Origin of the sequence: Endozoicomonas ascidiicola, from assembly GCF_001646945.1 — a bacterium.
Lineage (GTDB): Bacteria > Pseudomonadota > Gammaproteobacteria > Pseudomonadales > Endozoicomonadaceae > Endozoicomonas > Endozoicomonas ascidiicola.
This window is the reverse complement of record NZ_LUTV01000001.1, coordinates 578,694-592,681: the sequence shown is the minus strand read 5'-3', so window position 1 is coordinate 592,681 and position 13,988 is coordinate 578,694. Positions and strand designations below refer to the sequence as shown.

At 41.9% G+C, this 13,988-nt stretch carries 19 protein-coding genes and 1 pseudogene; 11 read left to right on the top strand and 9 right to left on the bottom strand.

Annotation, left to right across the window (positions count from 1 at the left end; translation table 11 throughout):
- Positions 1 to 3 precede the first annotated feature (3 nt).
- The 3 genes from AKL11_RS02260 (at position 4) to AKL11_RS26165 (ending at position 1,074) form a co-directional block, all read left to right on the top strand.
- Complete coding sequence (locus AKL11_RS02260) at positions 4 to 291, top strand: addiction module antidote protein (protein WP_067514993.1); 288 nt, start codon at positions 4 to 6, stop codon at positions 289 to 291.
- Positions 292 to 551: 260 nt separating this feature from the next.
- Positions 552 to 737, top strand: a complete 186-nt coding sequence (locus tag AKL11_RS02255) for a type II toxin-antitoxin system RelE/ParE family toxin (protein ID WP_216636747.1) — start codon at positions 552 to 554, stop codon at positions 735 to 737.
- Positions 738 to 813: 76 nt separating this feature from the next.
- A complete protein-coding gene (locus AKL11_RS26165; RefSeq protein WP_216636755.1) occupies positions 814 to 1,074 on the top strand; it encodes a helix-turn-helix domain-containing protein in 261 nt (86 codons plus the stop codon).
- A 58-nt stretch (positions 1,075 to 1,132) separates the two neighbouring features.
- Here the strand turns inward: AKL11_RS26165 and AKL11_RS26560 are convergent.
- The 3 genes and pseudogenes from AKL11_RS26560 to AKL11_RS24960 form a co-directional block, all read right to left on the bottom strand.
- Positions 1,133 to 1,512, bottom strand: a pseudogene (locus AKL11_RS26560) (PIN domain-containing protein).
- A gap of 32 nt (positions 1,513 to 1,544) precedes the next feature.
- A complete protein-coding gene (locus AKL11_RS02240; protein WP_067514991.1) occupies positions 1,545 to 1,787 on the bottom strand; it encodes a DUF6364 family protein in 243 nt (80 codons plus the stop codon).
- 61 nt (positions 1,788 to 1,848) lie between these two features.
- Entirely contained in the window at positions 1,849 to 2,097 is a 249-nt protein-coding gene (locus AKL11_RS24960) for a hypothetical protein (RefSeq protein ID WP_157673365.1), read from the bottom strand.
- Between the two features lie 231 nt (positions 2,098 to 2,328).
- Here AKL11_RS24960 and AKL11_RS02235 point away from each other — a divergent pair, with 231 nt between their 5' ends.
- The 7 genes from AKL11_RS02235 (at position 2,329) to AKL11_RS24955 (ending at position 8,543) form a co-directional block, all read left to right on the top strand.
- Positions 2,329 to 3,477 carry a glycosyltransferase gene (locus tag AKL11_RS02235; RefSeq protein ID WP_216636745.1) on the top strand — a complete coding sequence of 383 codons (1,149 nt, stop codon included), beginning with the start codon at positions 2,329 to 2,331 and terminating at the stop codon, positions 3,475 to 3,477.
- Between the two features lie 28 nt (positions 3,478 to 3,505).
- Complete coding sequence (locus tag AKL11_RS02230) at positions 3,506 to 4,462, top strand: glycosyltransferase family protein (protein ID WP_067514990.1); 957 nt, start codon at positions 3,506 to 3,508, stop codon at positions 4,460 to 4,462.
- 74 nt (positions 4,463 to 4,536) lie between these two features.
- On the top strand, positions 4,537 to 5,703 hold the full coding sequence (locus AKL11_RS02225; protein WP_157673364.1) for a hypothetical protein: 1,167 nt from the start codon (positions 4,537 to 4,539) through the stop codon (positions 5,701 to 5,703).
- Positions 5,669 to 6,472: a glycosyltransferase family 2 protein gene (locus tag AKL11_RS02220; protein WP_216636744.1), complete on the top strand. Its 804-nt coding sequence runs from the start codon at positions 5,669 to 5,671 to the stop codon at positions 6,470 to 6,472. The genes AKL11_RS02225 and AKL11_RS02220 overlap by 35 nt, the downstream gene beginning before the upstream one ends.
- Positions 6,469 to 7,200 (top strand): CatB-related O-acetyltransferase, encoded by a 732-nt coding sequence (locus AKL11_RS02215; protein WP_067514987.1) that lies wholly within the window; start codon positions 6,469 to 6,471, stop codon positions 7,198 to 7,200. Before AKL11_RS02220 ends, AKL11_RS02215 begins: the two co-directional genes overlap by 4 nt.
- Positions 7,201 to 7,637: 437 nt before the next feature.
- Positions 7,638 to 8,030, top strand: a complete 393-nt coding sequence (locus tag AKL11_RS02210; protein ID WP_067514986.1) for a hypothetical protein — start codon at positions 7,638 to 7,640, stop codon at positions 8,028 to 8,030.
- A gap of 348 nt (positions 8,031 to 8,378) precedes the next feature.
- Positions 8,379 to 8,543: a hypothetical protein gene (locus AKL11_RS24955; RefSeq protein ID WP_157673363.1), complete on the top strand. Its 165-nt coding sequence runs from the start codon at positions 8,379 to 8,381 to the stop codon at positions 8,541 to 8,543.
- A gap of 33 nt (positions 8,544 to 8,576) precedes the next feature.
- Here AKL11_RS24955 and AKL11_RS02205 read toward each other — a convergent pair whose 3' ends face one another.
- The gene (locus AKL11_RS02205; protein ID WP_067514985.1) at positions 8,577 to 9,605 is read right to left on the bottom strand and encodes an IS630 family transposase; all 1,029 of its coding nucleotides are present in this window, start codon (positions 9,603 to 9,605) and stop codon (positions 8,577 to 8,579) included.
- 295 nt (positions 9,606 to 9,900) lie between these two features.
- On the opposite strand from AKL11_RS02205, the gene AKL11_RS02200 reads away from it, so the two are divergent.
- Entirely contained in the window at positions 9,901 to 10,320 is a 420-nt protein-coding gene (locus AKL11_RS02200) for an IS1096 element passenger TnpR family protein (protein ID WP_067514984.1), read from the top strand.
- A gap of 65 nt (positions 10,321 to 10,385) precedes the next feature.
- Here the strand turns inward: AKL11_RS02200 and AKL11_RS02195 are convergent, their stop codons facing one another.
- The 5 genes from AKL11_RS02195 to AKL11_RS02175 all read right to left on the bottom strand — a co-directional run bounded on the left by AKL11_RS02195 (position 10,386) and on the right by AKL11_RS02175 (position 13,460).
- A complete protein-coding gene (locus tag AKL11_RS02195) occupies positions 10,386 to 10,904 on the bottom strand; it encodes a hypothetical protein (RefSeq protein WP_067514983.1) in 519 nt (172 codons plus the stop codon).
- 252 nt (positions 10,905 to 11,156) lie between these two features.
- Entirely contained in the window at positions 11,157 to 11,402 is a 246-nt protein-coding gene (locus AKL11_RS02190) for a DUF2164 domain-containing protein (RefSeq protein ID WP_067515350.1), read from the bottom strand.
- A 318-nt stretch (positions 11,403 to 11,720) separates the two neighbouring features.
- Positions 11,721 to 12,278, bottom strand: a complete 558-nt coding sequence (locus AKL11_RS02185; protein WP_095210093.1) for a cold shock domain-containing protein — start codon at positions 12,276 to 12,278, stop codon at positions 11,721 to 11,723.
- A gap of 121 nt (positions 12,279 to 12,399) precedes the next feature.
- Positions 12,400 to 12,852: an IS200/IS605 family transposase gene (tnpA, locus tag AKL11_RS02180; RefSeq protein WP_067514982.1), complete on the bottom strand. Its 453-nt coding sequence runs from the start codon at positions 12,850 to 12,852 to the stop codon at positions 12,400 to 12,402.
- Between the two features lie 119 nt (positions 12,853 to 12,971).
- On the bottom strand, positions 12,972 to 13,460 hold the full coding sequence (locus AKL11_RS02175) for a lecithin retinol acyltransferase family protein (RefSeq protein WP_067514981.1): 489 nt from the start codon (positions 13,458 to 13,460) through the stop codon (positions 12,972 to 12,974).
- Between the last annotated feature and the right edge of the window lie 528 nt (positions 13,461 to 13,988).

The following is a 13,988-nucleotide window of genomic DNA, read 5'->3' as shown; positions in this document are numbered from 1 at the left end:
ACAATGACAGAGTCTATTCATGATTATGATCCGGCTGCAGCCCTTGACAGCCCGGAAGCCATTGAACTGTTTATGGCAGATGCTTTCGAAACGGGAGATGCCTCTTATATTGCTAAAGCATTAGGTGTGGTTGCCAGAGCCGAAGGTATGGGAGGCATCGCCAAACAAACTGGCCTTTCCCGTGAGCAGCTGTACCGTTCATTCAGTGAAGATGGAAATCCAACGCTGAAAACTATTCTAACGGTGATGCAGGCGCTGGGGCTTGGTATTACTGCGAAGCTTAATTCTTAGTTGAAAACCGGTAGTTGAAAACCTGGGTCAGATCTTGATTCTTGACGCTCAGCCTTCAGCCGGTAAGTGATACTACCAGCTATTGTTCAGGCGGGTGAAAAGGTGATGTTCAGTTTGTGACCGGTCGCTTCTTTCATAAAGACAAGCTAGTGCAGCCAAGCGTTATAAGACATACATCCCCGTTCATCCTGAGCGGAGTCGAAGGATCAAAGCACCACACTTCGACTCCGCTCAGTGCGAAGGGTGTGGGTATTAACAGAATGTTGCAATGGCATCTACAGGAAAAGCCTGATTCAGGTGACATTGTTCGTGGTAGTGGCGGAGTACGAAAAGTTCGTTGGGCCACAGAAGGGAAAGGTAAAAGTGGCGGTGTTAGGGTCATTTATTACTGGAAAAAGAGTGATCACGAAATGTGGATGCTAACCATTTACAGTAAGTCTGAGTAAGCCTCTATGACTGGTCACATTCTCAGAAAAATTGCGGAGGCTATCGAAAATGAGTGAACGAAATATCGGTTAAGATATTCTTGATGGCATCGAAGAAATTAGAACGTTTAAGTCTGGCAAAGGGAAGCTTAAAACCTCTGTTCTATCGGACCCATTACCAGCGAAAGAAATCAGGCAAAAATTACAACTATCCCAGTCAGCATTTGCGGGTTTTATGGGTGTTAGCATCCGAACAATACAAGATTGGGAGCAAGGGCGTAGAGCACCACAAGGCTCAGCCAAAGCCCTACTGAGAATTGCAGAACAATGTCCAGAAGTGTTTCAGGAGTTACGCTAACCCATGCTCAGGGTATAGCGACAGTTTGCATGGTGCACGCCTCATCTTAAAAGCTGAACTATTTGCTTACAACGTTGACAAGATACTCTTCCGGTGTATAAACCGGCAGTTCTGAATCCGTGAAATCTTTTACATTACGGGTAATTATGGCGCTCGCGCCTGCAGTCAGCCCGGCCACATCAAGTTCGCTAACTTCATAGTTTTTGAAACCGGTATTCAGTGCCATCTGAAGCACCTTGTGGCCAACGGGGGCGACCTGATAAATTTGCAACAGTGTTTGGATGGCCTGGCGACCAGCTTTATTGCCAATGGTCTTGCAGGCCAGATAGTGAATCGTCGTCAGCGTGGTAGCACACAGTAGCCAGTCATTTGCTTACGTTCAATCAGTGCCATGATGCGGGATAAGTTATCAGCAAAAGGTGCCCTTTCCAGTAACACATCGAGAATGACATTGGTGTCTACCAGTATGCTCACAGGTATTTGTCCTCCAGGTACTTTTTGTAGTCATTATCATCCATGTTGGCGTTCGCACTTCGAAGTGCACCTTTCAGCTTTTGGGTCAGGGGCGGCAAAGGTTCTTCGCTGGCCTCTGCCGTGGTTAATGAGTCAAAGTAATCTGCTACGAGCTGTGATAATGATTTACCATGGTGTGCAGCATAGGATTTTGCCCTTTCAACCTGGTCTGGTTCCATTCTCAACGTCAGTTTTTGCATAGTATTTTCTCTGGCGTACATTTTTTACTTAGTGTGCGTCACGCTTGAGTGGTTGGCAAAATTAGCCCTGCTTTCCCTGATCCAGCTTTTCGGTCAGCCTGGTTTTAACCACTGCCTGCCGGGCAATACCCAGTCTGAATGCCTCGGGATCAAGAGCGGCAATCATCCATTCCGGTAGGGAAAAATCATGAAAGCCTGCATTTTTTCTGTAGCTAACAGTAATAGTGACTACTAACTTTAAGGCTCTTTGATACCAAGGGGAAAAATGCCTGATATTTTTGAAGCCTTTAGTTGTGTGGTGTTGAAGCAAATTGCACACTTTACAACCATTAAGTCATAGGCCACATATACCGCTGTATCTCAGTGATACCTGAGACTTTCATGATTTTTACCTATCCATTCCGGGGCGCTGGATCAATCAATATGATCATTAATCGCGTCGTTGCCTTCATCAAAGGCTTGGTCAAACTCTTTAGCTTTCATAAGCAGCTATTTCTTTAGGGCTTGGAAAGGGCAAAGCTTTTAATGGAGTATATTCCCGATGCCTGAAACCATAAGGATGAACATGGTAGAAACAAAGCAGAACAAGTGGGTATTACAGCTTTGCCATGGCTACGATATGCCATTTCATGACGTTGCTCGTCAATATGCTGCCTTATTTAAAGGTACGAATTATAAGGTTGCTACAGTCTTTCTTACAGGTAGAAAAGATGATGAGGTTGCAAAGTTCATCGAGTCAGACGAAGTGGTTTTTCTCGAAAACACCTCGAAAGATATTCGTGGCCTTAAGTTAAAGCAAATAAGACAGGTTCGAGAGTTATGCAGTGCTCGTCGCTATGAATTTTGTATAGCCCATCGATTTAAATCCGTTTATATCGCCACACATATACCGAATCTGTTTGTTGTCGGGGTTCAGCATGCCTTTGGAGGTTATGGTCGCTGGTCTCGTCGTTTTTATACACAACGCCAGTGCAGTCACCTTGCCCTGCTGGGCGTGTCTGAAGCTATTAGGGATGATATTCGTTTATCGCTTCCAAAGTTCCCGAGCCATAATATTGCCTCTTTGTATAACCGGATCGATTTTCAAAAGCAGCAATCTCGTTTGCTGGGTAGAGAAGAAGCCAGGGAGTTACTTAGTCTCCCAAAGGATGCATTTGTATATGGTAATGTTGGTAGGCTTCACCCGGATAAAGATCAAAGCACTCTGCTCAAAGCGTTTGCTCGTATTGCTAAAGACTCTTCTAAGTCACTAATGGTGATCGTTGGTAAAGGGCGGCTTGAGGCATCACTTAAATCAGAGGCTGAAACGTTAGGCATCGCAGAACAAACAGTGTTCACTGGCCCCATTCCAGATGCCGCAAAATATTTCAAAGCATTTGATGGATTTGTGCTTACGTCTGACCATGAACCATTCGGAATGGTGTTGCTGGAAGCGATGGTAGCAGGGTTACCAATTGCTGCTTGCAATACCGGTGGTGCCCCGGAAGTCATTGGCAACACCGGGAGAAAGTTTGGTTTGGGTGATGATGCTGAACTTACAAAAATAATGAAAGAGATGCCGTCACTTTCGCAACAACAGAAAGATGAGAACGTCCATGCGATGGAAGAAAGGCTGTTGCAATATTTCTCTGATGAAGCAGTAAAAGAGAGTTTTTGGCAGTTGCCTTTTATTCGTCATTTTTCTCAATAATATTTATGTGGTTCCGGAGGCTTTCAGATTGAAGCTGTTATTGTTGGTTCAGGATGAGCAACGTATTTTACTGGATCGGTTTTACTCGGAAATTGCCAGCCAATTTGACGAGGCCACCGTTTTACGTTTGTCATCAGATGAGCAGGCTGATCTAAAAAAGTACTTCAAACAGAATATAAAGTGCGAAGACTACGACCGCATTGTTCTGTTTTTACGCTTTAAAAAAGAAATGAAGCAAGTTGCTTTTTTAAGAACAATCTCTAATTTAATTTTTTTAGAACATGATGCGTATCAAAATTATTCAGATTGTAAATACAAAGGTGTATTTTCAAAGCACTATAAGAAGATACCTTGGGTTCGAGTATTAACGTCAGGGTATACAGTTTCGAAAAAACTTCAGTCTGAAGGTATCGATGCTGTGTTTATACCAAAGTGTTATGATGATGCCCTAGTCAAGAATCTTAACCTAGAGCGGGATGTTGAACTTGGTTTTATCGGTAGTATTAAGCATAAAACCTACGCAAAAAGAAAACAGCTGCTTGATACTCTAGATCGAGAGGATAACCTGTTTATTACCAGAACAAACTCAGGAAAGGAATATGTAGAAACGTTGAATAGAATTAAATTCTTTATCAGTGCTGACGTTGGTATGGGTGAGTATATGATAAAGAATTTTGAGGCAATGGCGGCTGGTTGTGTGTTGTTTGCCTGGAATCAGGGGGAGCAAGAAAACAGGGCTCTTGGCTTTAAAGATATGGAGAATGTAGTGCTTTATTCATCCATAGAAGAGTTGAGAGATAAACTGAATAGACTCAGGGAGGATAAAGAAAGAGTAAAACTAATTGGCAGTAATGGTCAACAACTCGCTGAGCAAGAATATTCTTACAAAAAGATCGCAAACAGTTTGGCATTCGCTCTCAAACCAGATTTGAGAGTTCCTAGTAAAAAAAGAATATTGTTCTTTCATCGATATTCATACAGCTGAAAGCCCTTTCATTTTAAACGCTAATCACACAAACTTTTATAGTTTGTAGAGTCTTGTAGTTATTGGACGTACCTGTGTTATCTATTTCCCCCGTTAAATTCCCAGAAGACGCACACTTTTTAACTAAGTGGATGACGCTTGGTTTGCTGCTCACAATTGTGAGTAGTTTTATCCCGCTTTCCAGTAAGTTTGGGAATAATATATTTTATCTCCTTGTATTACTGCCATTCTTAATAAGTTTGACGACAGGAGAAAGAGCTAATTATCGTTTGGGCACTTTAACACCCTGGTTTATTGGCCTTATTGCTTTGATGAGTGTATTTGCATTTCATACAGAACCTCTTAAAGCTATTAAGTATGCTATTTATCTTATCTGCTTTTGGTCAGTCATTAGTTCTCTTGTGGCAAGACAAATTATTAACACTGATAAGCTAGCCCTATGGTTGATGGTGATAAGTGTTTCTTTTAGCTTGCTGCTATTGTTTATTCACTTCGTAATAAACGCTGAGCCATTATCCATTAGGCCGAATTTCTGGGAAAGTTTTCGTTTTGGTAACCCCATTCATGTCTGCATGTTGCTGGTGTGTTTTTCCGTGATAGGGATTATGGCGCTTCCAAATCGCTTAAGGCCAGTGCTCGGTGGCATCATTATTTTGTTGATTTTGGTAATTCAAAGCCTATTTCAAACAAGAAGTGGTATTGCCGGATTATTGGGAGCTGGTTTGTTTTTGATTCTGGTTATCGCAACAAATAAGGGTAGTATTGGAAAATCAGGTTTCATTGCCGCTGCAGTTGTAGTGATAGGTGGTGTGCTAATTAACCATATGAATTTATTTGATGTCATGATGGCAAGAGGTGAAAGCTATAGGTTAGAGCTTTATAAAATCGTCTGGTCTGAATATCAGAGTTGTAATTGGTTGGCGGGTTGTGGGTATGGCTACGAGTTTGTATCTACCTTGAGAGGCGGCGCCCCTATTGCGCATCCTCATAGTATATATTCTTCATTGCTTGTCTACCTCGGGCCAATGAGCCTCATTGCTTTATTAGCCTTGCAGCTTAGAGCATTTATTGCCAATTGGAAAATTATGTCTCCGTGGTTTTATGGTGTGGCTGCATCGTCAGCATTTTTCTTGTTGGATGGAAAAAACATTCTGGATAATTTAAATATTTCATGGATTTGTTTGATTCTCCCTCTTGCCATTATCGATGGCCAAACAAGACTTAAAAAGACTGGGAAGTAGTTATATGTATGACGTTTTTTCTGATACCAGTAATGTGACACTGGTTGTAACAAGTTGTGGCCGTTTCGATCTTCTCAAGAAAACACTTGAGTCATTTTTACAATATAATACATACCCTATAAAGTCCGTTATTATCACAGAAGATTCTGGAGATCGAACTGTATTTGAATACATTCCAGAGGTAATGAAAAGCAAAGCGGAGGTTATTGTAAATTCGCCCAAATTGGGGCAAATAAAATCGATAGACCTTGCATACTCTAAGGTGGAGACTGAATATGTATTTCACTGTGAGGATGATTGGGAATTTTATCGCCCTGGCTTTATAGAAGACTCTATTCGCATAATGGAGGGTGACTCAAATATCCTTCAGGTTTGGTTAAGGAGTTTTCAGCATGACATTATGGTGCATAGCCCTTATCACTTTCTTGGTGAAAGGAAATTGCTAGATGGCTTGGCTTATTATCAGGTTGGCTCTAACAAAAAAGATTGGCAGGGGTTTTCTTTCAATCCTGGTATAAAAAGAATATCTGACTATCAAAAGATTGGCTCTTACTCTTCTTTTTCTAGCGAAAAGGGTATATCAAAACATTGTGCAGAACTTGGATTCTATGCAGTAATACTTGAAAATGACGCAATAATGCATATAGGTTTCGATTCTCACGTTGAGGGAATAAGAGAGAAAAGCAAAAAACGTAGAAGAAGATTTAAAGACTCTTTCAAGCAGGCTCTAATCTTTCTGGGAGGGTTTTTGTTGGGTTGGCTGTTATGAAATGGATCATTAAACGATATAAAAAAAGCAAGCTAACTAAAAAGCTAAAAGCTCTAAATGTTAAGGTTGGTAAGGAGGTGTTAAGCAAAAAGCACCTTATGGAAATGGAATCGAATTCTTCGATTAGAGACGTCAAGCTCGTTGGCGATAAAGATCATTACGTTAAGTGCGGTTGTTACTCTTATTATAGAAGTGGGAGCATAATCGGCAGCGTTAGTATTGGGCGATTTTGCTCTATATCAACAGAAGTTGTTATTGGCCTTGAAAAAAATGGACACCCGTTAAACTGGCTTAGCACGTCACCTTTCCAATATTCTGAAAATGATATCACAAAGCTACGTAGTCATGAAAAAATGCGTTACGATCCTCAGATGAGTTCGACTGAAATTGGTCATGATGTTTGGATCGGTAGTGGTGTAATAATATATAATGGTTGTACTGTTAATAATGGAGCTGTCATTGCCGCTCGCTCAGTTGTAACTAAGCCTGTCCCTCCGTATGCAATAGTTGCAGGTGTTCCAGCAAAAATTATTGGATATAGGCTTAAGCCCGATTTGATTTCACTTATTCAGAAAAGCGAATGGTGGAATCTACCTATTGATATAATTGCTAATCTTACATTTGATCGACAAGCTGAATTTACGAATGAGTTAAAGATACTTATGTTAAGTGAGCAAAGTTTAGTTAATACTAGGGTAGTAAAATTCCAAACTTGTGTTGAGATTTAATGCTTACATTTGATTTTTGTTGTCCTCAGTATTTTGTTTTGAGTTTAATGACTTATGTATAAACGTTTGGCCTTTGTTAACGACATGAAAGACTCAATAGTAATTAAGTCAAGGAATGGGCGGGAGATTTATTATCGAGACTCTTTTATTTTTAAGAAATATTATTTTTGTAGAAAAAATATAAGTAGTATGCTAAAACAGTCTTTCCCTTTTTTTTGGTGAAGTTAAAGGAAATAATATAGCTGCGTTTTTAGACGTTTCAGTGCCAGCATTAAAAAGCTATTATTTTTTTAATTTTTTTGATCTTTCTTTCACTTTGGTTTTTGATAAAATTGATAATGGTACAACCGTAAAAGGCTTACTTGATTCTCAGGAATTTGCTCCCAATATTAATTCGAAATATTCTTGATGCAATAAAGAAACTGGTTGAGAAAAGAGTGTTTCATAGTGATATACACTCTGATAACCTGTTTATTCTTGATGACGGTATGATTTCTTTTATTGACCTTGAGTCTTTTGATTATTTTCAGTGTGAGCAGTCTTCATCATTTATTATAATGTGTGCACACTTTTGGTCTGCTGAGATTGAAAAAGCTATAGATTTTTTAGAATATAGAAGATTGGTTGCTGATATTGCGATAACTTTCTTCTTGGCAAATAATGAAGATATGGAAATTTTTGATTTCTTTGCAAAGTCAAAAGCAAGTTCTTTAGTCAGAAAAGCACGTGGTGATTTTATAAGTGGTAATCTTTCACAATCCTCGTTTCTAAATCGACTTAGAAAGCAGGAGGAAATTAAAAGCATTGATTCCAAGGCTTGCGCACATTGATAATAAACCTAACGTGTTGGTATGTTCTGTTCAATTCTATTAAAAACGCCTCCAATTTAAAACTTACAAAGTTACGGGCCGGCAACAGCCGGTCTTTTTTAGTCTATTGGAAAGTTGATTTCTTGTAATGTCTGTATGCCACTGCCAGCATGAGAGGTAGCCAGGTTATTAGGCAGTATTAATTTCGATTAAGGCTAAGATAACTTTGCACATGTACACTCGTTTAGATCACCAACAAAGCAATAAGATAACAGCAAATGGATAAGTTGACATCAACAATTCATTCATTCGCTCCCACCCTCAACTTGGCAGGCATTGCTTTTCAGCGCCGTTGTCTTCGCCGTATTCATGGCACTGATTCCCCACCGGTTTGACCCTACCCGCTTTATTAACGACAAAGTCAAACATGCTCTGACGTTTATGGTGCTGTTTCTTCTGCTGGATTTGGCATGGCCTACCACTAATACCCCCCTATGGAAAACGATTTCACTATTTTCTCTGTGGGCGTATTGATAGAGGTATTCCAGAGCATGACTTCATAAGTAGTTAACCAAATGAAATCATATATTCCTGACCGACCTGCTCAAACACTCGTATGACTTCTGCTTCAAACGCCTTAAAGTCCATGACCTCAAAGAGATTCAACCATTCATACTTCACCTTTTGCCATAGCATTTCTATCAAGTTCAGTTCTGGGGAGTAGGTTGGCAGATAGCAGACAAGTATCTTCTTTTCGATCGCCCAGTCGGCCAGCTCCTCTCGGAATAACCGACTCGTGTGGATACTGGCGTTATCAACCATTACCACCGTGTAACGGTCACCAGAACTGTACTTGGGAGCGGCCATTTGCTCCGCAAAGTCATTGAATACGTTAATCACTGTCTGGCTATTAACCATTCCAATAACGGGATAATAGAACAGGTCGTTGCTCCGGTTCATAAACCCAAGTACGTTGATACGTTTACTCTTGACGGAGGGAATTCGAAGTTGCTCTCCCCTCGGCTGCCAGGCGTAGGGCACTGAAGGTTCTTGTGAAAATCCAGATTCATCGAAGTAAAAAAGATTAATAAGGCCGTTGTCTTCTGCCTCTTTTGCTTCACTAAGAGCCTTGTGGCAACTATCAAAGTGCTCTTGATCTCGCTTGTGACTGCATGAACGTCGAACTCGTTTGTAAACCATGCCAAGGCTGTTAGCCATGCGTCTCAGCGTGGGCAGCGAAGTTTTTTTTTGGGTTTCTTCTTCAAGTACTGCTTTGGCGTGTCTTATACGACGTGGTTCATTTTTTACCAGCTCCTTGAAGCGAGCGACTTCTTCAGGGTTGAAGGTTAGAGGGACACCACCGCCATGGCTTTTATACAAGCCACGAATGCCAAAATCTTCCCACTGGTCTATCCAGTTAGAGATGGTCTGATATTGAGTGCTGAATACATCAGCTATTTGCTCAAGAGTATACCCACGGTGGCTTAGCAATACAGCATGAGCTCGTTCTCTCAAATACGGAGTAGGACCAAGGCGCGAAGCCTGTTGCAGTGTAGTGATGATAGCTGGATCAGTTATGTTGGAAACCGATTTCATGATGATCGTACAGGTGGAAACTATGAGGAAACAGTAGTTCAAAATTCCTGAGCCGGCTCGTAATGGATTAACTGATTGATCGGTTAGTCAGTTTATATGATTTCAAATGATCAACTACTTACCGACGTTGCTGTATTCGGGATATTCTGGCAAACAGCCTGGGAATTTTGGTTTATATTGGTTCACGAGTGGTAGTTCTAAGCATCTGACTGGGCTTCATGACTGTGCGCCCGCCATGGAATAGCACTATTGGCCTTTACACCAAAACATCAAACTCAGACCTGAGTGTACGGATATGATTATTTCTTTGAGCATCAAGCTCGTCTATGGCATTTATTATTCAGAAGACTGGCAGTGTGAGCTGGCGCTGGAGGAATCCACAACCCTTGAAGCGTTGCATCGAACCATTCAGCGTGCCGTAGATTTTGATGATGACCATATGTTCGAGTTTTATATTGCCAGAACCGAACGCAGTGGCGAGCGTCAGCGGTTTGAGTGCGATGACAGCTCAGATATGAGCTGTCAGCTGAAAGATCTCTTTCCACTGGAGAAGGGGCGCAAGCTGTTTTACTGGTTTGATTATGGCGATGACTGGAAGTTTCAGATCAGCCGAAGCCGTAAGAAACCTTTTGTGCCGGAGCCGGGTGTGAAGTATCCAAGAGTGGTGTCTGAAGTAGGGGTTAGGCCGGTACAGTATCCATCGGTGGAGTGCTGAAATAGTTTTAGTGATACATTGGCAGCTTTGATGTTGAACCGCCTTTCATGCATTTACTTCGCCGTTTACTTCCTGATATTCAGTTCCCAATAATCCATAATCCGTACCCGCCCAATGGTCTGCATATCAGGACTACGAGTACTGGACTGATCCAGCCCTTTATAACTGATCTGAAAACTGCACAGCTGCTTCTTTCCATTCTCTTCCCGCTGAGCCAGAAATATACCCGGCCCTGGTCGTAATTCCCTCTCTACCACTAACAGGGTAAAGCCGGTGAAGTACTCGATGGTTTCCGGTACATAGTAATACTCGTAGAGTTTCTTATCTCTTGGTTTGTGCTGTTGACTAAGAAAAATATCCGCCACTTGGGCAGTCACTTCATACCACTCTCCCTCCGGCGGTATCACGGTAACGTGGGTCAGCATGGTCGGGGTGGCCAGTGGTTCTTTCGAAGTTTCCGGTTCCGGATCGTGAGGATCACCGATTCCGGAGCTCAACCAATGGCTGGACACACCAGTGGCAAACGCCAGACGCTCGACGTATTTATGGGGATTATCAATTTTGCCGCTGGCAAGTCGGTACATGTAACTGCGTCAATGCCGGTCTCCCGGGATAAAGCGCTGGGCGTTTTAATGCCCTTCAGTTTCATGGCGAGGGCCAGACGGTCTGCAAAGGTTTTATTCATGATTCAGTAGCTCTGGCAGTAATCGATTTTCGCCAGATGGAATGGGTTTCAAAGATAAGTTCGTCTTTACGGGCCTTTATACGAAGGAACAGCCCCGTAGAGATGTATGTGCAGTGTGTTGATGAGGTCCATTCAGAGGGAGGCTCTTCTGTCAGCCAACAGGTTTTTCCAAATCCTGCAACAAGTACCCTATTTCTTCGGTCTTTTCAGTAAAGAGTGTATGGGCATCTGAAAGGCCCTGATTATAGAAGTAAGGGCTAATTTCCTTCCCGAAGAAATCGATTAAAAATTCTGCTTCTAATCCACCAATCTCTTGTTCTAATTCATCGTTAAAATAGTCTTTTATTTTGCTGACGATTCTGGCTTTCTGAGCGATTGGAAATTTTATTTCTCTCATACTGAGGCCTTTAGTGATTAGCTGAGTTTCCTTCTCCAATAATGGCATTTGACCTTGTCATATTCCTCCTGATATTCCCTCCGTCGATCTCTCCAGCGTTCCATCCTTTGAGCAGATCCGCCTTTTCTTCTTAAGTCCGTGTAATAATCGATTTGATCTTTTAAATACTGACACTCAGATAAGCTGGCTTGAGATCTCACCGCATGGGCGGAGATGGATAGCGTTATTAACAGGGTTGTTATAATTATTGTTTTCATTTTCGTGAGTACGGTTTGTGTATTAGGTAGGCGGATATATCTGAATAGGTGCTACTGATCATTACCAGCTATTGCACAGCTGTCTTTCACAAGGAACACCATCCCTATCACCATCCATGTTGGTACCGGGGCAGTTATTCTGATAGAAGGTGGCTTCTTCACAGGATGTCATCTGGGAACAATGGATTTTGCCATTACAACTGAATTTGGCAGCGCTATTGGATGATTTCGATTCAAACAGAGACATAACCGATTGAGGTTCTGGCACTGCAACGTTACTGTTGGCCAGTTTCTGATAACCGAATATCACGGCCATAATAACCGCGGCTGGTAATAGCTTGCGTATAAAGCCTGGTTTTTTACGATGACGATAAGGGCGCGACTTTCTTGGAGATGGTGCCACTTTGGCAACACCTTCGATGGAGCAGTTAACCGCCCTGAGTTTTCCGTTGGGCTGATTTTCTACCTGAAAATGGATGATGTCACCCACTCGTGGTTTTCTGGCCAGACCTTTTAGGGCTGAGATATGAACGAAAATGTCTTTTGGTAATTCATCGGATTGGATAAAACCGAAACCTCGGTCTTCGTTCCATGTTTTTATGCGGCCGGTGCTTATCATTACTTCCTGAGACGATGACGGATTCAATTAAAAAGAATATGTTTTTTAGCTGGTTTTGGATACAAGTTAACTGACCTCCGGCAGAGCCGGAGGCTTATTTGATGACGCCCTCAAAGGGCTTTTATTGCGCCCATGGGCGCGAGTCCCAACCCAGTTTCAACTGGTCATGTGACTCATCATTTTTCTCTTGATCTCGGATGTAAGCTTTGACCATTTCTTCATCAAGGCCTACTGTGCTCACAAAATACCCTCTTGCCCAGAAGTGCTCACCGTTAAAGTTTCTCTGTCTCCCTTTAAAGTGCCGAGCTATCGATATTGCACATTTTCCTTTCAAATAACCCACAACGTTCGATACGGAGTATTTCGGTGGAATACTGATGCAGATATGCACATGATCTCGCATCAGATGACCTTCAACAATTTCACAGCCTTTKCGCTTCGCAAGATCGTGGAAGATTGATCCAAGAAATYTTCTCAAGCTTCCATAGATCACTTTCTGCCGCTTCTTCGGAATAAAAACAATATGATATTTACAATCCCAGCGAGTATGACTCAGACTCTTATAGTCTGGCATAGGTTTAACCTCTTGGTTCTTGGTGGAACCTTCGAGATTAGTTACCGAAGCCTCGGTAAAACCTATGTGAGTCTCCCCGGCATAGCCGGGGGTTTACCTAATGATTAATTATACGACAGTCAATCAGCAGTTGCCTTTTCTGCAGCTCTTGTAAGAGCTAAAAAGATACCGCCAACCAGAAGCGCACCACCCACAAAGTGAACAAACTTTGGATTCTCTGCGACAACACCAACAAGAGCTGCTCCAGTTATAAGCCCCGCTGTTGTATTTACCACTTGAGTAGAGGTGACGTCTAACCCGGAAGCCCACTTGACAAAGTGTTCACAGTTATTACTGTCGACTGAATATATCCACTTTTCAATCTGGCTCCGGGCAGCTTTGAGGATTTCAGAATTGGCTTTTATTTTTTCAATTTTTGTAATGTATGTATTTTTCCCTTGCGTGACAGAATCCCATGTTTCTTCTTTCACTGTACCGGTTCGTTTTGTGGCGGAAATCAACATAGGCTTGCCTCTACTGCAAAATGCATCCGAAACAAACGACCAATGCTGATAAATGCCAAAATCAGTAACTACAACATCTCCAAGGCTAACCAGAAGGCTTTCCATTTATAACTCCATTTACATTTTTATGCTTAACTTTCGATTTGAGGTTGACAGGACATTTTTCAAGTAGCTCAGTGGATTCTCATAACGCCAAAATAGCCGGCGCACTGGATTAACAATATAGGAACTCATAGCGCTAACGTATGTGCCGCACCGGATTAGCAATATAGAAACTCATAACGCCAAAATGTGCGGCGCAGGAGATGGACAATATAGAGATACAAATTTATAAAGTGGGCATCCACGCTACCGCCCTCGATTCCATTTCATGAGTCATCAGGGAGAGGGTCAGCTTTTGCATATCCGTTCTGTAAAACATTGTGTTTATGCTTTTACACGACGTTCAGTGCACAACTGCATATGCGTAAAATAAAGTAGATAAAATAGTACCACCTAAAAATTTATAGCGGTATTTATTTGGCTAAGGAATAGTCCCTGAATAACTTCCCGATTTCAGCAGGTACAGGGCATGGCGACATAGTTCCATTTTGGCAAGAATTTATCGAACTGAATGGCCATGTTCTTTTTGAA